This window comes from Baaleninema simplex PCC 7105 (genome assembly GCF_000332355.1).
In the GTDB taxonomy this organism is placed as follows: domain Bacteria; phylum Cyanobacteriota; class Cyanobacteriia; order Cyanobacteriales; family Geitlerinemataceae; genus Baaleninema; species Baaleninema simplex.
Genome location: NZ_KB235959.1, coordinates 346,162 through 366,658, shown reverse-complemented (window position 1 = coordinate 366,658; position 20,497 = coordinate 346,162). Strand labels below are relative to the sequence as shown.

The following is a 20,497-nucleotide window of genomic DNA, read 5'->3' as shown; positions in this document are numbered from 1 at the left end:
TGTTCACTGAAAAAGGGTTGTCGCCATGAAAGCGATTACGGTCGTCAGTACGACATCTCAAGCCGGAAAATCAGTACTCACGACCGCGATTTGTCGCATTCTCGCTCGTCGAGGCATTCGTGTCGCGCCCTTTAAAGGTGTCACCCTTAGTTCGCAGTCTTATTTGACCGAAATCGGTGGTGAAATGGGGTACGCCCAAGCCCTGCAAGCCTGGGCGGCCGGAATTTCTCCCGCCGTGGAAATGAATCCGATTTTACTCAAACCCAAGGGCGACAACTCCTTCAAACCCTTCGTAAAAGGAAAAGGAGGCGGCACGATCTCTGTTAATGACTTTTGCAGTTGGGCGGAAAACGACGGTTGGGCTGTGGTGCGCGACTGTCTCGATCAACTGACGGCAGAGTTCGATGCCCTCGTCTGTGAAGGAGGCGGGAGCGTGGCCGACGTTCACCTCAAACGGTGCGACCTGTCGAACTTTCGCGTTGCCCGTTACCTCAACTCGCCCACGCTGTTGGTGGTCGATATCGAGCGGGGGGGCGCTCTGGCTCAAGTGTTGGGAACGTTAGACCTCCTCGAATCCTTCGATCGGGCGTTGGTACGCGGTATTGTCATCAATAAATGGCAAGGATCGCGGGTATTGCTTCAGCCGGGTCTCGATTGGTTAGAGCAGCGGACGGGACTTCCGGTGTTGGGCGTGATTCCCTCGAGCGAGGTGGCGCGATCGAACCGCGAGACGTTGAACCCCCTCGAACGCCACAGTCATCGGGGACACAACGACGTTACGTTGAAGGTGGTGCGGTTGCCCCGCATGACGAATTTTTCGGATTTCGACCCCCTCGAAGCCGAGCCGAGCGTACAAGTCAAATACGTTTCGCCCAAGCAGTCTATCGGCTATCCTGACGCGGTCGTTTTACCGGGAACGCGATCGACGATCGCCGATTTGCTGGTCTTGCAAGAAACGGGAATGGCTGAAGAACTTAAGGATTACGTCTCGGCCGGTGGCACGATTTTAGGGATGGCTGGCGGGTTTCAGATGCTCGGTCAGACTATCGCCGACCCGGAAGGAATTGAGGGAGTCGAAGGGCGATACAAGGGTTTGGGTTTAGTGCCGATGAAAACGGTGATTACTACCAACAAAATCGCCCGCCAGCGATCGGTGACGTCAGCGTATCCTCAACGGGGACTTCACGTCGTCGGTTACGAAATTCATCGCGGTCGCACTCAGATGTCGGATGGAGAGGAGTTTCAGCCGCTGTTCGACGATGAAAGTTTGGGAGTCGTCGATAAGTATCAGTCGATTTGGGGAACTTACCTCCACGGTTTGTTCGATAGCGGCCCCTGGCGGCGAGCTTGGTTAAATCGCCTGCGTCAGCAACGGGGTCTTAAGGCATTGCCGACGGGCATTCCCAACTATCGCGAGCAACGGGAAACGCTCCTCGAGGATTTGGCGGAGTTAGTTCACGAAAACCTCGATCTCACGCAGATTTTGCAGTAATGAGGGAACGGGGGAACAGGGAACAGGGAACGGGGAACGGGAGAACAGGGAACGGGGAAGTAGTAGAGACAGTTGACAGTTTCTCCCCCTCTCCCCCTCTTCTCCTCTCCCCCTCTTCTCCTCTCCCCCTCTTCTCCTCTCCCCCTCTCCCCCTCTTCTCCTCTCCCCCTCTCCCCCTCACGCCAACCACAGAAGCGACGACAGAATCGCCAGACTTGCCAAGAGAGCGACCCAGACGAAGCGGTTGTCTTGGGTGTTGATTTGGCTGGGGTCAATGGGTTGGGGAGCGGGAAGGGGACGGGGTTTGCGTTTGAGGGGGCGACTCGAACCTTTGCGATCGCTCGCGACGCTTTCTTCGAGATTGCTTAAATCGGGAATGTTGACGTTCCACTCCGGACGCATCGCCAAACGGGGCGCTTCGAGAATTGCCAACAGACGGCGGCTTTGTTGGCGGGTGGTGAGGTGGGGATGTCGCGATAGCTTGCGACATAGACTGACCGCCGATTTGAGATCGCCGACGGCTTGATGGGCCGTGACGAGCCAAATTTGGATTTCGCCGCCGAGGGGCGTGCCGCGATCGACTAAGGCACAGGCGTTTTCGAGCAAGGAGACGGCCTCGCGATACTGGCCTCGCTCGAAAATCTCTTTGGCGGTTTCGTAACGGATGCGGGCGAGTTCGGTGCGATCGGGGGTACTCACAACAACACGGTAATAGAACTGGAGTCGAAATCGCGCGATCGTCGATTCGAGCGGGATCTGTCCTCAATTTTATCGGTCTTGTGGGAGCGGGGGGAGTCGTCGCGATCGCGCCAACGAGTAACGAATTGTGAGAAACGCGATCGCAGTTGTCAAGACCTTCGACAAGAAACGTTACAAAAATCTAGAGGTGAGGCGATCGTTTGAGAAGCGGAATTTTTTTCGATTTTATGGGGAAAACGATCGGGTCTAGCTGCTATTGTGCTAAAGGGGTTGTCCCAGTTGTCGCATTAGTTCCCAAGTCAGGCGAATTCCAAACGAGCATATGACCAGATTGCGTTATTGGATGGCTGTGAGTATTATCGCGGCGCTCTCTCTTCACGCGTCGAGAGCGATCGCGTCGATGAAAACTCCGGCTAAACCCGCTCAGATAAAGAGCGAAGAGATCGCCGAGGACTCCTCCGTCACGGCGCAAGTGCCACCTGAAAAAAAGCGACCGCGACAAACGCTTGATGGAACAGGCGCTCCTTCTGGGAACGCCCCCTCGAGCGAGCGTTCCGAACCCGAACCCTCTGCGACCCCAGCACCGAAACCTGAAGACAGCATGGGGATACCCAACCCCCCCGACAGCGACATTACGGACGTAGAACTTCCCGAAATTCCCTCGATTCCTCAACCGTCGGGGGTCACGACGATTCCAGAAGGAGAACCACCGCCGCCGTATCTCGATCCCCATCCTAACCTTCTACGCTTTCCCACAGAAGATGAGGAAGTCGAGCTGTTGGGAATTCAACCGATTACTCTCGACCAGGCGATCGAGTTGGCCGTTCGCAACAATCTCGACTTACAAGAATCTCGTTTGGCTCTCGAAGCCAGTCGCGCTAACCTGCGGGAAGTCAAAGGAACGCTGTTTCCGCAGTTAGATTTATCGAGTAACGTGACCTGGAACGACTCGGCCAGTTCGCGCATTAGCATCGAACGTCAGGAGGAGATTCAAGGGGTACTTTCACCACTACAGACCGATTCGACGTCGGTGACGTGGGACAACCAACTCCAACTCAGTTACGACGTGTACACCTTCGGACGTCGAGCCGGACAAATCGGCGCTGCTCGCGGCCAGGTACGGGTCAACGAATTGGAGCTAGAGCGTCAACTCGAAGATATCCGTTTGGACGTCAGCGAAGCCTATTACAACGTTCAACAGTCGGATATGGACGTAAGGATCGCGCGATCGGCTGTGGAAAACTCCCAGCAAAGTTTGGAAGACGCCCAAGCCCTTGAAGAAGCAGGCGTTGGAACTCAGTTCGACGTGCTGCGAGCTGAGGTACAGCTAGCCAACGACCAGCAACAACTGACTCAAGCCCTGAGCGACCAACAGGTAGCGCGACGGACTTTGGCGCAGGTTCTCAATGTCCCGCAGTCGGTGAACGTGGCGGCCGCCGACCCAGTAGACTTAGAAGGGATTTGGGAAATGACCTTAGAAGAAAGTATCGTTAGAGCTTTGCACAACCGGGCCGAACTCGAGCAGCAACTCGTCCAGCGGGAAATTAGCGACGATCGCCGACGGGTGGCGTTGGCGCAAACGCTGCCCCAGTTCTCGATCTTTGGCAGTATGCAACTGCTCGACGTGTCTGAGGACGATGTGGGCGGACTGACCGATGGCTACGCCGTCGGCGCTCAGATGCAATGGCGCTTGTTTAACGGAGGGGCGAGTTATGCAGCGGCCCGTCAGGAGGAACTCAATCGCGAAACGGCGGAAGTTCGATTTTCAAACTTGCGTAACCAGATTCGCCTGCAAGTCGAACGAGCTTACTACGAGTTGGAGGCGCGGTTGCAAAACGTGCAGACCTCAAACACGGCGTTGACGCTGGCTGAGGAAAGTTTGGATCTGGCACGGTTGCGTTTTCGAGCGGGTGTGGGAACCCAGACGGACGTGATTCAGGCTCAAGACGATTTGACACAGGCGCAGGGAAACCTCATCGATGCGATTATCGGGTACAACCGGGCGTTGGCTCAGATTCGACGGGCGGTCAGTAACTATCCGTTCTCGGACGAAATCGACGCACTGCTCCCGTCTGAGTAACAGTCTGGAAATCCACCCAAGTTAGGCTCGAACCGCTCGATCGCTGTATCGTTCGTCGATGCGACGGGCGGTTGTTCTTTACATTTTTTTACGTTTTATCGTAAAGATTGTTAACATAAATCTCAAAGAACCCTAGCAATTTCAAGCAGCAACGGAGAAGCAATATGGCTGATATTAAGTTTGTCAACGAAGATCTCGAAGTCGTCGCGGCAGACGGGGCAAACTTAAGAACTAAAGCCCTGGAGAACAAAGTCGATATTTACAAAACCTGGGGCAAGCTGACGAACTGTGGCGGTTACGGTCAGTGTGGAACCTGCATCGTCGAAGTCGTCGAGGGGATGGAAAATCTCTCGCCACCAACAGAAGCTGAAAAGCGGAAATTGCGTAAAAAACCGGACACCTATCGTCTGGCTTGTCAAGTCATCGTCAACGGCCCCGTGAGTGTAAAAACCAAGCCGTGATATTCTAAAGAAGCTAAAATTTCGAGCTTCGCGAGAGGGCTTTTCTATGCAAGTTAACGATCTCGGTTTTGTGGCCAGCTTATTGTTCGTGCTAGTGCCAACCGTCTTTCTGTTAATTCTGTATATTCAGACCCAAAGTCGCGAAGGAAGAGACACTTAAATTCGTGGCACTTCCCGAGCGGTTGGCTGAAAAACCCGGCTTCGTTGTGAGGCCGGGTTTTTCAGTGGTTTTAGGGAACTGGCGATCGCGAGTTATTCACCGATCGTCCGCGCTAAGAGAACCGGACAGTTGGCGTAAACGCGAACGTAATCTGATAGGGACTGACCCAAGAGGCGATCGAGGTCGGGTAAGCCTTTGGCGATCGTCGGTCGGCGATCGGGCGATCCCAAAACCAGCAAGTCGACGTTTTCATCTTCGACGAGACGGCAGATTTCCGCTCCGGCTTTCCCTGCGGCCGTCAGACAGCGAGCGTTGATGCCCAAGTTACGGGCTTTCTGAATCGCCTCAGCTAAGATCGCATCTTGTTCTGGAGGGATGCTCGTGTCGGGGGGGTTGACGTGAGCGAGTACGAGTTGCACGTCTTTGAGGTCTTTAGCCCAGGATAACGCCAATTCTAACGACTGTTTGGAGGCGTCGGAGGGGTCGAGGGCGACCATCATTCGTTTGAGGCGTTTGACGTACACGTCATCCTTCACCAGCAGCATCGGGCGATCGGCAAGTTGGAACACGTACTGACTCACCGAGTTTTCCAGAATCGACACCAGGCGACCGAGTCCGCGCGATCCCATGATAATCAAATCGGCGTTGGCTTCTTTTGCCGTATCGCAAACAATGGTTTTCGGATCGCCCTGTTTGAGAAGGGGCGTCACTTTGCTCGGATCGACCTTCAGGGATTTAACGGCTTCGGCGAGAATTTTGCCGCCTTCTTCCAGTTTTTCCGAAACTGCATCGGCCGTGATTTGAGGTGGGACGACGTGCAAGACCGTAATCGACGCTCGTTGGATTTCGGGAATCTCCATCAACTGGTTGAGCATCTCTTCGCACAGGCCCCGTCCGGCGACGGCAACAAGAATGTTTTCAATCATCGGTTTACTATGGTCGTGACGACATTTGGCGAGGTCTTGCCGTGAAATTCGGTTGCCTCAAAAATTTCTATCGAACTATAAAATTAAGCATAAGCCCCATGCATAACGCAAAATTTGTAGAAATGTAGCGTTTTGAAACGTTTTGTGATGAGCGATCCCCGAGATAAATCGAGTACGGCAATTCAAAATCAGGTGCTGACCGGCGAAGAGGTTTGGTTTGAGTACCCCGTGCGAGCCTATCCCCACCATACGGACTACGGCGGCGTTGTCTGGCACGGAACCTATATCACTTGGATGGAAGAAGCCCGCGTCGAGTGTTTTAAATCCATCGGTCTCGATTACGCCGATTTGGTGGCGTTGGGCTGCGAGTTGTTAGTGGTCGAGCTATCGACGCGCTACCACCGAGCTATGCCGATGGGCGCGACTGGCATCGTGAAAACCCGCATGAACACTGGAAACGGCGTTCGCCTGAACTGGGACTATCAAATCGTGTCGGACGATCGCACAGAGATCTATCTATCAGCGCAAGTCACGCTCGTTGCGGTCGATCGCGAAAAAGGTAAAATTATGCGCCGCCTCCCGCCGATCGTCTCCGAGGCGATCGATCGCTTGGAGATGATGAGGTGATTTCAGTCGCCAGCCTTTTACAGTGAGCAGGGAACAGGGAACAGGGAACAGGGAACAGGGAACAGGGAACAGGGAACAGGGAACAGGGAACAGTCAGCAGTTTCTCCCTCTCTCCCTCTCTCCCTCTCTCCCTCTCTCCCCCTCTCCCTCTCTCCCCCTCTCCCTCTCCCCAGCTTCACGCCAACCGATCTAGCGTCGGGCGCAACGCCTGAAACGCACGGCCTCGGTGGCTGCACTCGTGTTTCTGCTGGGGAGACATTTCGGCGAAACTCATCCCCAGTTCGGGAACGTAGAAAATGGGGTCGTAGCCGAAACCGTCGTTTCCCCGAGGTTCGGTGAGAATTTCGCCGGGACAAATGCCTTCGACTTCTGCGGCGATGCTACCGTCAGGACGAGCGATCGCAATGGCACAGACGAACTGGGCGTCTCGGTTGTCGGTGTCACCTAACTCTCGTAAAACGCGATCGATGCGATCGCGATCGCTCTTTCCATATCGCGCCGAATAAATCCCCGGTGCGCCGTCGAGGGCGTTGACGCTCAACCCAGAATCGTCGGCGATCGCCCATTTTCCGATAGCTTTGGCTACGCTGCTGGCTTTCAAGCGGGCGTTTTCGGCAAAGGTCGTCCCAGTTTCTTCAACGTCGATTTCCGGCGGTTTGAGTTGGAGTTCCCAGTCGGTATCCGTCAGATACGCTTGCATCTCCTTCAACTTCCCTGGGTTCCCCGTCGCCACCACTAACACGGTCATGCGTTCGTCTCCAACGTGGATTTGCTACGGGGATAGCGTTCCATTAAGGCGCGAACCTGTTCTGCGTGGTAGGAACTGCGCGTTAACGGGGAGGAGACGACTTGTAAAAATCCGATCGCGTCACCGTATTCCCGCCAAGCGTCAAACTGTTCCGGGGTGGCGAAATATTTCACGCCGAGATGTTTTTGACTCGGTTGCAGATATTGTCCCAACGTGAGGATGTCGCAATCGACTTCGCGTAAATCCCGCATCACTTGACGGATTTCCTCGTCGGTTTCGTCTAAACCCACCATCAACCCGGATTTGGTGTACACCCAGGGGGCGATTTGACGGCTACGACGTAGGAGTTCGAGAGAGCGATCGTAATTCCCCTGGGGACGGGTGCGGCGATACAGTCGCGGGACGGTTTCGGTGTTGTGGTTGAGAACCTCTGGCTGTGCTTCGAGGATCGTCGCCAGAGCGTCCCAGTTTCCACACAAGTCGGGAATTAAGACTTCGATGGTGGTTCCCGGCGACACGCGACGCACTGCTTGGATGCAAGCGACAAATTGAGACGCGCCCCCGTCGGGGAGGTCGTCGCGGTTGACAGAAGTGATGACCACGTGGTTAAGCCGCAGTTTTTGCACCGCCTCGGCCAGATGTTCGGGTTCTTGGGGGTCGAGGGCTTTCGGTTGTTTCTCGAAGTCGATATCGCAATAGGGGCAGGCGCGGGTACAAGCGGGCCCCATGATCAGAAAGGTGGCCGTTCCATTGTTGAAGCACTCGCCGATGTTGGGACAGGAGGCTTCTTCGCAGACGGTGTTGAGGCTCAGGTCTCGCAGGATTTCTTTCACGTTGCCGACGCGCTGCCACTGGGGGGCTTTGACGCGTAGCCAGTCGGGTTTGACGTTCACTCGCTCGCTATTTACAAACTGCCCGATTATTTTAACCCATCGGCTTTTGGAGAGGTTTTCGGAACGTCCGGCAGCGATCGCCGCGATCGTACCCTGTGATTTAAGTCACAACTGATTAATTTTCTTAATATGCTTGACAATTTTCGCCAATACGGTAACAATAGATACAGAAAGTAAATCGTTCATCCCTCAAGCAACCAAGTAAAAATACTCACCGCTAAGGGACGGAAGTAGGGACAACTCCCGAAGGAACGCGCCTCACTCAACTCGTTTCGATAGCTGTAGGAGGCGAATCATGCAACTCACTTATCGCGGAATTCCTTATAACTACACTGCTCCTGAAGTAGAAACCCCTCCTGTGAAAACAGTTGGAAAATATCGCGGTTTAGACTGGCGGTTCCACACGGATAACAAAACGGTGGTTCAACAGCCGACGGTGGAACTGAAATATCGCGGTGTGGCGTATCGCACGACTCAGGAAAACCAACAACGTCCCGTCAGCGATCGCTCTCGCTACATGATGATGCATCGTACCGAACACAAAGACACGGTACGCAAGTCAATGTTGCGTCGCTCTCTCGAAGGACTGGCTGAATTCGCCCTGTAGGGTTTTCAGTCTCGATGCAATCCTCGCAACATTTCCCAGCGACAATCCATAACTCGCTTCAAAAGCCGCTCTAGAGTCTGTCTAGAGTGGCTCTTTTGATAGGGAGCGTATGGCGAGATACTATGCTCTGTTCCCCGTTCCCCGATTCCCCATTCCCGATTCCCCGTTCCCGATTCCCCGTTCCCCGTTCCCGATTCCCCATTCTTTGCATAAGTTCATAGAAAATAAGTACTACTATCATGGCAGTAAACTTTGGTTTCAAGGGGTTGTCATCGATCGCAGGACTCATTAAAGTAATAATCAAAGCTAAAACAAGAGCTTTCAGGCAGACAAAAACAGCCTATATCACACGATTTCTAACGAGGTAAAAACGCTGTTAACTCTAACGCCTGTCCCCTACGTGAAAACCACAACACCCACACGAAAAATCGATACTTCCTCCATTTAGAGAATGGGAGCTATGCAACTAGGCGATGTCTGGTTCACCTCTATGGAGTCTAAAAGATTGGGGAAGTTAATCGTTACATCGGTTGTGGGTGTTGTCGTATTTGAAGGCGATCGAGCAAAGCAAGAATTTCAGAAATTCACTAACGTTTCAAGAGTCGTTCTCACCTTCTAAGATTTACGTAAAGTTTAGTGTCGAACCCTTGCCATAAAATTTTAGAAGGATTACTCTAACAATAGAAGCTTAAAGAAAAGCTTCTAGGCAGACATTAAACAGCCTAATCCACAGTAGTTAAAACGAGGTAAAAACGCTGTTAAATCAACAGTCTGTCCCATCACAAAATACAGCAACGCCCAATCTAGAAACTGATACTTCTTCAACTTAGAGAATGGGAGCTATGAGACTAAGCGGTTGCTTAGTTCATCTCCAGAAAATCTCAAAAACCAGAAGAGGTCACTCGTTCGGAAGATCTGGGCGTTGTTATGGTTTAGGGCGATATCTCTCTCAAGGGTATCTTTAGCGTCAGTTTTAAACCCCAAGAACCTCCAACATAGTAAAACTTTCACGAACGTAAAGTTTAGTATCAAGTCGTTGTCAAAAAAAAAGACGCGCGTTATTCTAAAACTAGAAGCTTAAAGGAGCTTCAATCCAGGCAGACTTACTTAACAGCCTAGTCCAAACAAGTTCAAGAGGTAAAAACGCTGTCAATTCTAACGTCTGTCCCATCACGAAAAACAGCAACGTTCGATCGCGTCACGACAATTTCCACCACCTAGTTCTTAGGGAGCTTTGCCAAAGTAGACTTTGCAAAAAAGTTACTCAAGGCATCTCCAGATAGACTCAAGCAATAAGGGGAAATTCAAGCGTTAGACCACTCCGAACGTTGTTGTTTTTTGGCGTATTTTTGCCAGGCGATCGCCTTATAAAAGTTGAGTTTGAAATCGAAGAGTCTGACGAGCAATTCAGGTGAATTTCCGAGAGTGTAAACTTTGGTTACAAGCCCTTGTCGTCTTCTCAAAAACAAACTACATTAAAGCTAGAAGCTACTAGATAGCTTCTAGGCAGATACACAACAGCGCAGTCCACACAAGTAAAGAGGTAAAAAACGCTGTCGAACATAACATCTGTCCCATCACGAAAAACAGCGGCATCTTATCGAGACGTTGATATTTCCTCCACTTAGAGAATGGGAGCCATGCAGCTAAGCAGTCGCTTAATTCACCTCCAAGGAACCTCGAAGAAATATGGGGAAGTCGCTCAACAAGCCGATCTTGGTGTCGCTGTTTTTCCATTGTTATTGTTTTTTCTGGAGTTTCGGCGATCGCGCTTCAAAGGTCGCTAGAACTCAGACAGAATTCAAACTGAATTCGCGAAATGCAAAAAACCTCTCTGTGTCCTCTGTGTCTCTGTGGTGAAGAACATTACGCTTACCACAATTGCGACAGGCGATCGCGCACGTCGAAAAAGGTTTCAAAGGGTTCGTAAGCTTTCCCCCGTTCCTCGAGATACTCGCACAGACGAGTTCTAGCGAAGACTAACGGCGCAGCCATCGCCATATTCAAATCCGTCACCGAATCCCCGATCGCCACCCAATCGTCAACGCCGTACTGTTTGACGACTTCGACTTTCGCCACCAATTCCGTCTCCCCTTCAACCTCCGAGTGGGGTTGGAAATACGCTCCCGTGGTATCGACTTCAACGGCGTGAATTCCCCGAACGCGAGGTTGTAAGTCTCCGAGAACCGCCTCTACCATTCCTTTCAATCCCCCAGAAATCACCACGAAGGGAACCTGTTGTTCCTCGAGGAAATCCAGCAGTTCCACCAACCCCGGACGAATGGCTTTCGACTTGGCGAATTCCAACACCTCCGGGTAGCGAGAGGAGGGAATCGATTCGAGCATTTGTCGGACGCCGTCGCGCAAGGTGAGTTTCAACTCGTAAATTTGAGGAAGCAAGCGATCGGCGACGTCTGGGGTAAATTCCCTCAACATGGCGACAAAGGTTTCTTCGGCGGTGATGGTTCCGTCGAAATCGCAAAAGACGATACGTTGTGGGGTGTCAGTCATAATTCTCCTATTCGTTGTTCGACGCGCTCTGTAGTATATCGCTGTGGCGGGAACTGGGGAATTCTCGGACGGTTTTCCAACCCCACCCCGAGAACCGAGTTTGATAAACTTGAAAAGTGCCAACGATCGCGATCGCTCCCCGATCTCCACCCCGTTTCAACTTCTGATTGCACCTATGACCGACGACCTTCGAGCCGAACTTCAAGCCGCCGTAGACCAACGCCGCAACTTCGCGATTATTTCCCACCCCGACGCCGGGAAAACCACGTTAACCGAAAAAGTCCTGCTGTATGGCGGTGCGATTCACGAAGCCGGAGCCGTCAAATCCCGTCGATCGCAACGTCACGCCACTTCCGACTGGATGGCGATGGAACAACAGCGGGGAATTTCCATTACCTCGACGGTTCTGCAATTCGAGTATGGCGGACACCAGATTAACCTACTCGATACCCCCGGACACCAAGACTTCGGCGAAGATACCTATCGAACTCTCACCGCTGCTGACAACGCGGTGATGCTGGAAGACGCGGCGAAAGGACTCGAACCGCAAACGCGCAAGTTGTTTGAAGTCTGTCGGATGCGATCGCTCCCGATTTTTACCTTTATGAATAAAATGGATCGTCCCAGTCGCGATCCGCTGGAACTCCTCGACGAAATCGAGCAAGAGTTAGGACTAGCCACCTATCCCGTGACTTGGCCGATTGGAAGTGGCGATCGCTTCAAAGGGGTGTACGATCGCCGCCAAAAGAAAATCCACCTGTTCGAGCGTACCGCACACGGCAGCAAAGCCGCCAAAGATACCATTCTCGAACTGGGAGATCCTCGCCTCGAAGACTTACTCGACAGCGAACTCTATTATCAACTCAAAGACGAACTGGAAATTCTCGACGAACTGGGAACCGACTTCGATCTCGATCGCATCCACGCCGGACAACTCACTCCCGTCTTCTTCGGAAGCGCCATGACCAACTTCGGCGTCCAACTTTTCCTCGATGCGTTCCTCGAATATTCCCTCAAACCGAGTCCTCGCCACAGTACCCTCGACGACATCGACCCGACTTATCCCGAATTTACTGGGTTCGTGTTCAAACTCCAAGCGAACATGGACCCCAAACACCGCGATCGCATCGCCTTCGTTCGCGTCTGTAGCGGGAAGTTCGAGAAAGATATGACCGTCAAACACGCGCGAACCGGAAAAACGGTGCGGTTGTCCCGGCCGCAAAAACTCTTCGCGCAAGGACGAGAATCTCTAGACGTAGCCTATCCCGGCGATGCGATCGGCTTGAACAACCCCGGCGTATTTGCGATCGGAGACACCATTTACAACGGAAAGAAACTCGAATACGAAGGAATTCCCTGTTTCTCCCCGGAACTGTTCGCCTACCTGCGGAACGTCAACCCCTCGAAATTCAAACAGTTTCGCAAAGGGGTATCGGAACTGCGGGAAGAAGGCGCAGTACAGATTATGTATTCCGTAGACGAATCCAAACGCGATCCGATTTTAGCGGCGGTGGGTCAACTTCAGTTTGAAGTGGTACAGTTCCGCCTCGAAACCGAGTACGGCGTCGAAACCCGTCTCGAACCGCTTCCCTTTAGCGTGGCGCGATGGGTGACTGGCGGTTGGGACGCCTTAGAAAAAGCCGGACGCTTGTTTAACACGGTAACCGTCAAAGACAGTTGGGAGCGTCCGGTTTTACTATTCCGCAACGATTGGAACGTGGCGCAAGTCCAAGGCGACCATCCCGATTTGGCGTTGAGTCACATCGCACCCGTGGTTTCGGGGAAAGAGCCGGTTGAGGTTTGAGGTGATGGGATGATGGGATGATGAGGTCGGTGCGTGACGCGGTAAGACAATATTGGCCTGACTTCGACCCCATTTTCTAGTTGGCGGTGTACATTGGCGGTGCGTGACCGATCGATCGGTCTCACGATCGACACCCGATTTTTCAAGTCACGCACCCTACACCTGTTTTCACTGGTGACTGGTGACTGGTGACTGGTGACTGTAAAAGTCACCACGGACTCCCCACCATCGTAAATCCGGCCCAATAATAAGGATGAGAGAGCGTGAAATTCGATCGCTCCCGTAATTCCTCCGGTAGCGTCAAGGATTCGGCGACCCCGCGAATGCGAACACTTCCGCTTTCAACGCGAACGTCCCCGTTTAATAAGGCCAGTTGCGCTTGACGCAACGCCTCGGATTTCGTGCGCGTTTCCCGTAACTGTCGGTAAAACTGACTCATCAACCCCAACGTTCCCTCGTCGCTGACGTACCACAAACTCGCCAACGCCGACTTCACCCCAGCCGAGACTGCAAATCCGGCGAATCCTAACTCTGCTTCTTCGCTTCCGACTGCGGTTCGACAGGCGGAGAGAACCACCAACTCCACCGCCGGTTCGTTCCATCCCAACCGTCGCAGTTGGTTGAGGTGAAGGCGTTCGTCCCACAGTTGAATGTAAGAGTCCTCAAATGTGAGAAATTCGCCATGAGTCGCCAGGTGAACGATCTCGTAGCCGTGGCGTCGCCGCTGTTGGACTAAATTCTCTCGCGTAAACTGTTCGTTGAGGAACGCCGAACCACTCCACCATTCTTCGGTAATCGTTGTCAGTTCCAAGGGAACCGCTGGAAGCGGATCGAGGCTTTCGCCGAACTCGCTGACTCCCATAGCCAAGACGCTGGTATTTTGTAACGTGCGGTAACGCGTGTCCACCAATCCCAAACTGGGAATCAGACTCAAGCCAAACTGTTCGACGAGGAACTGTTCGCCGTCGTGTAAGGCGGCGATGGGAAGGCTGCGGAGTCCCGTCGGCATGGAAAACAGCAGCGTATCGATCTCGGCCGCTTTCAGTTCTGGTAAAATGGGGGCGATCGCCCACTGGTAAAGTTTTTGAGCGGGTTCTAAATACTCAGTCGTGCGGCGATAGCGAGGGTTGGTCAGTTGTCCGCGAAACTGGGTCGCCACCTCGAGAACCTCCGATCGCGACACCGCCACCGATCGTCGAATTGGTCGATCGCCAGCGGTAAACACGACCAATTCCAGTTGGGTCGGAAGTAGGGTCACGTACACCACCGCCGACTGGGTTCCGGTTTGACGCGACACTTCCGTTAAGGCTTCCCGCGCACTTTGGATAGAAATCGACGAATTCGCCAGGTTTCCGAGATAGGTACTGAATTCTTGAAGGCGGTCTTGTTCTAAACTGGCGACAGCTTCCACCTCGTCGGTGTAGGCGATTTCCGCGCCTTCAGTAAAGTCGACATCGAACTCTTCATCTTCAATTTCACCACGATCGCGATCGCCGTCGTCTTCCTCTCCTCCCTCATCAAATCCTGCATCCTCGTCTCCGCGATCGCCAAACTCATCGGATTCTCCAGGTCCTTCTCGGCGATCGTCATCAAAACCCTCTACTTCACCATCGGGTTCGTCAAATCCTTCAAACTCTCCTTGCGATTCGCGATCGGGTGCGTCGGGTTTTTCTCCCACGTCGTCAACCCGAACGTCCGCTTCGATATCTCGAGAAATATTGTCCTCGATCGTCTGACGCTGGCCGCCAACGATATTGAAAAACTGGCCGCCGCTTCCGGTACGAACCTGTAAGTCGTTGATGCTGACACGAATCGGCGCGTTTGGGTTTCCGATTCCACCCCGTCCCGTCGTCAAGAAGACTCCAACGTTCGCTGTAACCTGAGCGTTGGGATCGGAAGACCGGACGATATTTCCACCGTTGGCGTCTATTTCGACCGTACCGTTGGTAGTAATCCGTCCGAGGCGAATTTCTCCGATTTCTCCCGCGTTTTCAAGGCGAAGAAATACGTTTCCACCCCTGGCGACGATTTCGGTTCCGGGTGCTTGAGCGATACTCGCCGGCCCGGGTTGACGCAAACCGGACGCCGCACCCGGATCGTTGGCGATCGCGACGACATCGCCGTTTCCCATGCTGGTGTTGAGATTCGCGTTAATGTTGATACTCCGTCCGGCGTAGATTTCGATTCCGTTGGGATTGGCGATCGGGGTCGAAATGGTAATGTCGTTTGTCGCATCGAGAACGATAATTCCGTTGGTGTTCGCCAAGTCGGTTGGCGTCATCGTAATGTCGAGATCGAGCGGGTTGTTATCGATACCATCGACGAAATCGTTAAAATTCGGATCGGGTGTGGGAGTGTTGGGATCGTTGGGATCTAAAAGAGGGTCGTTGGGATCTCGAAACGCCGGATCGTTGGGATCTAAAAGAGGGTCGTTAGGATCTCGAAAATCGGGGTCGTTGGGATCTAAGAAGGGATCGTTAGGATCTCGAAAATCGGGGTCGTTGGGATCTAAGAAGGGATCGTTAGGATCTAAGAAGGGATCGTTAGGATCTCGAAAATCGGGGTCGTTGGGATCTAAGAAGGGATCGTTAGGATCTCGAAAATCGGGGTCGTTGGGATCTTGAAAATTAGGATCGTTAGGATCTCGAAACGCCGGATCGTTGGGATCTCGAAAATCGGGGTCGTTGGGATCTTGAAAATTAGGATCGTTGGGATCTCGAAACGCCGGATCGTTGGGATCTAAGAAGGGATCGTTAGGATCTCGAAAATCGGGGTCGTTGGGATCTCGAAAATTAGGATCGTTAGGATCTTGAAAATCGGGGTCGGGTGGCGGATCGTTAGGATCTCGAAACGCCGGATCGTTGGGATCTTGAAAATTAGGATCGTTAGGATCTTGAAAATCGGGGTCGGGTGGCGGATCGTTAGGATCTTGAAAATCGGGATCGGGTGGCGGATCGTTAGGATCTTGAAAATTGGGATCGTTAGGATCTTGAAAATCGGGGTCGGGTGGCGGATCGTTAGGATCTTGAAAATTAGGATCGTTGGGGTCGTTATTACGAGAAACGCGATCGATCGTGATGCTGTCTGGATCGAACAAAACTGTTCCAGGATTCGACCCACCCACATCGACTCGACCGCGAAACGCCAGGCGATCGCGACCTGAAATTTCGACAAATCCCCCATTTTGCAAACCTCGGGCCGTCGCCGTTCCCGAAAACAGTGTCGTATCGTCCGACCATACGACGATCTCTCCACCATCGTTCCCCAACCCGTCAGCGAAGAAAGAACTGAGAGGATCGACAAACGCAAACTGCGCCGTCGGTAAAGATCCTTCACCGCGCAAGTTTCCCCCGAAGAAGATGCGGCCGCCGTTTTCAGTTCCCGACGCATCTAACCTCGCTTCCATCGCCGCCACGCGATCGCCAAACACGCCGATTTCGCCAGATCCTCTGTTGTCCGAAACATCGATCGCTCCCGAGACGATCGCCGTTCCCGGTTCCGGGTTCACGCGCACCGCAGACCCCGCTAAACTCACCGTTCCGTCGGGATTGACCGTCAAGCGACTGGCGCGATCGACACCGCCTCCGGTCAGCAGTTCCGGTAAACTCAACGGGTCGAATCCCACCGTCGGAATCGAAGTCGGTGCGATTTCCAAACTCAGCAGGTTTCCCGGTACGCTCAACCGTAACAGCTCTCGTCCCGAAACCGCCGTCACCATTACCGTTCCACCTGGGGACGACAGCGAGCCAGTGTTCGCCGTCGCACCACCGAGCAACCCTAAATTGCGACCTGGAAGGACTGCCAGAACTCCTTCATTGACAATTGCTCCAGGTTGTGATAATAAAAACGAAAATGTAGCTGGATCGCCCATTAAACTCGAGATATTTGAAGTTTGAAACGCCTCGAACCATCCGTTTTCAAAACCAATTCCCGTGGCAGTCGTGGCGATAAAATCTGCGGGGACGTTCAGCCGAGCTTCTTGTCCGAAAAGGATTCCAGCCGGATTCATAAAATATAAATTCGAGTCTCCGCCGACGACTTGAATCAGACCGTTAATATAAGAGGCTTCTCCGCCAGTGACGCGACTTAAAATATTTTGAATTTCGGGATTAGACAGAAAATTCGCCGTGCGATCGCTCTCGAGATTAAACTGCTCGAAACTATGAAATAGATTAGAACGATCTTCAGAGAGCGAACCGCCTTCGATATCGAGGCGATCGCCGTGAGGAGTCACCGTCGTTCCGATTCCGTCGTTGGCGGGAACGATCGACTGAGAGAATACCGGAAGAGAGGGAGCGATCGCGCCGAGAACGGCGATCGAGGTAATACAGACGAGTCGGCTAAACACGATCGAGACGCCTCAAAGAGACGATGCGAGGATAATCCTTTTATCGGGAGAACGAGAGGGAAATCCAGACAAATAGAGCCAGGGGCGATCGAACAAATACGGTAACATTATAAAGAAACGTTAAAAATCGATCGCAAGAGTTAAAAAATGGCTGTCAAAGTAGGCGATATGGCTCCTGACTTTACTTTACCGTCTCAAAGCGGAGAGTCGGTGAGCTTAAGTGATTTCCGAGGCAAAAAAGCCGTCGTCTTATACTTTTATCCCAAAGACGACACCCCTGGCTGCACCGCCGAATCCTGTGCGTTCCGCGATCGCTACGAAACCTTTACTAACGCAGGTGCAGAAGTCATTGGAATTAGCGGCGACTCCGTGTCGTCTCACCGACAGTTTGCCAGCAAGCATAGCTTACCCTTCACACTACTGAGCGATAGCGGCGATCGCGTTCGCAAATTATACGGCGTTCCCGCGACGTTATGGGTACTTCCGGGGCGCGTCACCTACGTTATCGACAAAGACGGCGTCGTCCGCCATATTTTCAACTCGCAACTCGATTTTCAGGGTCACGTCAACGAGTCTATGGAAATTTTGAAGAGCTTCTAATTCAGGGAAGAGATAGGGAGAGGGGGAGATAGGGAGAGAAACTATTAACCGTTCCCCGTTCCCTGTTCCCTGTTCCCTGTTTTCACTGGTGACTGTCTTCACTGGTGACTGAAACACTGTTCACTTTAACACCCGTGTTACGCACCCTTGTATGTTGGCGGTGTACATTGGCGGTGCGTGACAGAGCGATCGGTCTCACGATCGACACCCGATTTTTCAAGTCACGCACCCTACAGTTCTTGCCTTTTACCTAAATTCTCGGGACTCTGGCTAAGGCCGTTTCCAACACCTCCGCACCGGCGCCGGGTAAGTGCGCGTGTTCGCTAATGTAGCGTTTCCAGGCTTTCGTTCCCGGTTGTCCGGCGAAAAGCTGCAACATATGGCGAGTAATCGTGTGTAGCTTGTATCCGTGCGCCACCCAGCGATCGCAATAGCCGAGCATTTGTTCGACCACTTGACGGCGCGTCGGAAGTGGTGTAGTTTCACCGTAAATGTCGCGATCGACGGTTGCAAAGAGAAACGGCGTATCGTAGGCAGCGCGTCCCACCATCACTGCATCGACGTGTCGATATTGTTCGCAGATGCGATCGAGGGTTTTAAACCCGCCGTTAATCTCGACAAACAACTGGGGAAAATCCTGTTTTAGACGGTAAACGTCCTCGTAGCGCAGAGGCGGAACCGTGCGGTTTTCCTTCGGCGAAAGTCCCTGTAACCAGGCTTTGCGTGCGTGAACCGTAAATCGCTCGCATCCAGCGTCAGAGACGATTCTGACAAAATTCGCTAAATCCTCGTAGCGATCGCGATCGTCGATTCCGATGCGATGTTTGATCGTCACCGGAATATCCACCGCACGCCGCATCGACTCGATCGCCTGAGCGACGCGATCGGGTTCGGCCATCAAACACGCGCCAAAATTCCCGTTCTGCACGCGATCGCTCGGACAACCGACGTTCAAATTAATCTCATCGTACCCCATATCTTCGGCGATACGGGCGCATTCTGCCAACTCTGCCGGATCGTCTCCGCCGAGTTGCAACGCCAGAGGTTTTTCTTGCGGGGAAAACCCGAGTAGCTTCGCACGTTTTCCATGTAGGATCGCCCCGGTCGTCAACATTTCCGTATAAAGCAACGTGCGACGCGTAATCTGTCGCATGAAGTAGCGGAAATGCCGATCGGTACGATCCATCATCGGGGCGATGCTGAGGGGATTACCCCGGTCAGTCGCGATCGCAGCTAACGGACGTTCGGCAAAAGTCGCAGTACTGGTCGTAGTCATATGTACTTAATGGCGGTCTTACCATCGCAGCTCCCTCGTTGTATCGTATCTTAGAAAAGCGCTGAATGTGAAAGCAGGTGTTATCTTCGTGACAGTACCGAACGGCTCGACTTCCCCCCAACCCTCCTTTTTAGCGCGGTCTCCGCTTTTCCCCCTCTACGGAGAATCCAGCGCGAAAACCACGGCATTTTCAGGTTGGGAAATGCCACTGCAATTTCAAGGAATTCGACGAGAACACGAAGCGGTCAGAACGGGGATCGGCGTTTTCGATATTTCCCACATGGGAAAATTCCTTTTACAAGGAGACGATATTCTCGAAAACTTACAAGGTCTAGTTCCCTCGGATTTACACCGCTTAGAACCGGGACAAGCTCAGTACACGGTATTTCTCAATCCTAGCGGCGGAATTATCGACGACCTCATCGTTTATTCTCAAGGGAAAAATCGCGTTTTTCTCATCGTCAACGCTGCCACCCGCGAACGAGATAAATCGTGGCTCTTACAACAGCTTGGTAACGATAAGGTCGATCTACAGGATCTGACTCAATCGAACGTTCTCGTCGCCGTTCAAGGGCCTCGAGCTGAGGGAGTTCTTCAAACGTTCGTCGATACTGATTTATCGCAAATCCCGTTTTTCGGTCACAGCGAACCGACGCTCTTCGGAACCTCCGCTTTCGTCGCTCGTACTGGCTACACCGGAGAAGACGGATTTGAGGTGATGGTAGACCCCGAAGCCGGACGGCGGTTGTGGCGAGAACTCCTCAAAGCCGGAGCGACACCCTGCGGTTTGGGGGCGCGAGACACCCTGCGTCTCGAAGCCTGTCTTTCCCTTTACGGCCAGGACATCGACACCCACACCACTCCTCTCGAAGCCGGGTTGAAATGGTTGGTGCATCTCGAGAGTCAAGGAGATTTTATCGGTCGTTCCGCTCTCGAACGCCAACGGGACGAAGGACTGACACAGCGACTCGTGGCGTTGAAAATGGAAGGACGACACATCGCCCGTCACGGCTATTCCGTCCACCACAATGGCGAGGTCGTCGGACGCGTTACCAGCGGCGCACCGTCTCCCACCCTAGGTTATCCCATCGCTTTAGCCTACGTGCGAGCAGAGTTGGCGAAAGTGGGACGAACCCTCGAAGTGGAAGTTCGAGGTAAGCTATATCCGGCGCAAGTGGTGAAAAAGCCGTTTTATCGGCGACGCTGAGCGGAGGGAAAGCCGGGGAGACAAGGAGTTGGCGGTGTACATTGGCGGTGCGTGACAA

General features: G+C 52.9%; 17 protein-coding genes and 1 riboswitch. Of the genes, 10 read left to right on the top strand and 7 right to left on the bottom strand.

The window, feature by feature from the left end; translation table 11 throughout:
• The first annotated feature begins 25 nt into the window (after positions 1-25).
• Positions 26-1,492: a cobyric acid synthase CobQ gene (cobQ, locus tag GEI7105_RS0121520; RefSeq protein WP_017662482.1), complete on the top strand. Its 1,467-nt coding sequence runs from the start codon at positions 26-28 to the stop codon at positions 1,490-1,492.
• 177 nt (positions 1,493-1,669) lie between these two features.
• On the opposite strand, the gene GEI7105_RS0121515 is transcribed toward cobQ, so the two are convergent.
• The gene (locus GEI7105_RS0121515) at positions 1,670-2,191 is read right to left on the bottom strand and encodes a hypothetical protein (RefSeq protein ID WP_017662481.1); all 522 of its coding nucleotides are present in this window, start codon (positions 2,189-2,191) and stop codon (positions 1,670-1,672) included.
• Positions 2,192-2,513: 322 nt separating this feature from the next.
• On the opposite strand from GEI7105_RS0121515, the gene GEI7105_RS0121505 reads away from it, so the two are divergent.
• The 3 genes from GEI7105_RS0121505 (at position 2,514) to psbM (ending at position 4,892) form a co-directional block, all read left to right on the top strand.
• Positions 2,514-4,271, top strand: coding sequence for a TolC family protein (locus tag GEI7105_RS0121505; protein WP_035493661.1), 1,758 nt, complete (start codon positions 2,514-2,516; stop codon positions 4,269-4,271).
• A gap of 164 nt (positions 4,272-4,435) precedes the next feature.
• Positions 4,436-4,732: a 2Fe-2S iron-sulfur cluster-binding protein gene (locus GEI7105_RS0121500; RefSeq protein ID WP_017662478.1), complete on the top strand. Its 297-nt coding sequence runs from the start codon at positions 4,436-4,438 to the stop codon at positions 4,730-4,732.
• A 46-nt stretch (positions 4,733-4,778) separates the two neighbouring features.
• On the top strand, positions 4,779-4,892 hold the full coding sequence (gene psbM, locus GEI7105_RS0121495; protein ID WP_017662477.1) for a photosystem II reaction center protein PsbM: 114 nt from the start codon (positions 4,779-4,781) through the stop codon (positions 4,890-4,892).
• Positions 4,893-4,984: 92 nt separating this feature from the next.
• Here the strand turns inward: psbM and GEI7105_RS0121490 are convergent, their stop codons facing one another.
• The gene (locus GEI7105_RS0121490; protein ID WP_017662476.1) at positions 4,985-5,818 is read right to left on the bottom strand and encodes a universal stress protein; all 834 of its coding nucleotides are present in this window, start codon (positions 5,816-5,818) and stop codon (positions 4,985-4,987) included.
• Between the two features lie 147 nt (positions 5,819-5,965).
• Here GEI7105_RS0121490 and GEI7105_RS0121485 point away from each other — a divergent pair, with 147 nt between their 5' ends.
• Positions 5,966-6,445, top strand: a complete 480-nt coding sequence (locus GEI7105_RS0121485; RefSeq protein ID WP_017662475.1) for an acyl-CoA thioesterase — start codon at positions 5,966-5,968, stop codon at positions 6,443-6,445.
• A gap of 175 nt (positions 6,446-6,620) precedes the next feature.
• Here the strand turns inward: GEI7105_RS0121485 and rdgB are convergent, their stop codons facing one another.
• Positions 6,621-7,193: an RdgB/HAM1 family non-canonical purine NTP pyrophosphatase gene (gene rdgB / locus GEI7105_RS0121480; RefSeq protein WP_017662474.1), complete on the bottom strand. Its 573-nt coding sequence runs from the start codon at positions 7,191-7,193 to the stop codon at positions 6,621-6,623.
• The gene (gene lipA, locus GEI7105_RS0121475) at positions 7,190-8,086 is read right to left on the bottom strand and encodes a lipoyl synthase (protein WP_017662473.1); all 897 of its coding nucleotides are present in this window, start codon (positions 8,084-8,086) and stop codon (positions 7,190-7,192) included. Before lipA ends, rdgB begins: the two co-directional genes overlap by 4 nt.
• Positions 8,087-8,263: 177 nt before the next feature.
• Positions 8,264-8,344, top strand: a riboswitch (Glutamine riboswitch).
• Positions 8,345-8,381: 37 nt separating this feature from the next.
• Here lipA and GEI7105_RS31780 point away from each other — a divergent pair.
• Positions 8,382-8,693, top strand: coding sequence for a DUF4278 domain-containing protein (locus GEI7105_RS31780; protein WP_017662472.1), 312 nt, complete (start codon positions 8,382-8,384; stop codon positions 8,691-8,693).
• A gap of 1,640 nt (positions 8,694-10,333) precedes the next feature.
• Positions 10,334-10,480, top strand: a complete 147-nt coding sequence (locus tag GEI7105_RS38705) for a hypothetical protein (protein WP_017662468.1) — start codon at positions 10,334-10,336, stop codon at positions 10,478-10,480.
• Positions 10,481-10,565: 85 nt separating this feature from the next.
• Here the strand turns inward: GEI7105_RS38705 and GEI7105_RS0121445 are convergent, their stop codons facing one another.
• Positions 10,566-11,204: an HAD-IB family phosphatase gene (locus GEI7105_RS0121445; RefSeq protein WP_017662467.1), complete on the bottom strand. Its 639-nt coding sequence runs from the start codon at positions 11,202-11,204 to the stop codon at positions 10,566-10,568.
• A gap of 175 nt (positions 11,205-11,379) precedes the next feature.
• Between GEI7105_RS0121445 and prfC the strand changes: the two genes are divergently transcribed.
• The gene (gene prfC / locus GEI7105_RS0121440) at positions 11,380-13,008 is read left to right on the top strand and encodes a peptide chain release factor 3 (protein WP_026097847.1); all 1,629 of its coding nucleotides are present in this window, start codon (positions 11,380-11,382) and stop codon (positions 13,006-13,008) included.
• A 208-nt stretch (positions 13,009-13,216) separates the two neighbouring features.
• On the opposite strand, the gene GEI7105_RS40585 is transcribed toward prfC, so the two are convergent.
• Positions 13,217-17,356 (bottom strand): CHAT domain-containing protein, encoded by a 4,140-nt coding sequence (locus tag GEI7105_RS40585; RefSeq protein ID WP_020480342.1) that lies wholly within the window; start codon positions 17,354-17,356, stop codon positions 13,217-13,219.
• Between the two features lie 147 nt (positions 17,357-17,503).
• Here GEI7105_RS40585 and GEI7105_RS0121425 point away from each other — a divergent pair, with 147 nt between their 5' ends.
• The gene (locus tag GEI7105_RS0121425; protein WP_017662464.1) at positions 17,504-17,956 is read left to right on the top strand and encodes a peroxiredoxin; all 453 of its coding nucleotides are present in this window, start codon (positions 17,504-17,506) and stop codon (positions 17,954-17,956) included.
• 250 nt (positions 17,957-18,206) lie between these two features.
• Here the strand turns inward: GEI7105_RS0121425 and dusA are convergent, their stop codons facing one another.
• Complete coding sequence (gene dusA, locus GEI7105_RS0121420) at positions 18,207-19,232, bottom strand: tRNA dihydrouridine(20/20a) synthase DusA (RefSeq protein ID WP_017662463.1); 1,026 nt, start codon at positions 19,230-19,232, stop codon at positions 18,207-18,209.
• Between the two features lie 67 nt (positions 19,233-19,299).
• Between dusA and gcvT the strand changes: the two genes are divergently transcribed.
• Positions 19,300-20,439: a glycine cleavage system aminomethyltransferase GcvT gene (gene gcvT, locus GEI7105_RS0121415; RefSeq protein WP_017662462.1), complete on the top strand. Its 1,140-nt coding sequence runs from the start codon at positions 19,300-19,302 to the stop codon at positions 20,437-20,439.
• The last annotated feature ends 58 nt before the right edge of the window (positions 20,440-20,497 follow it).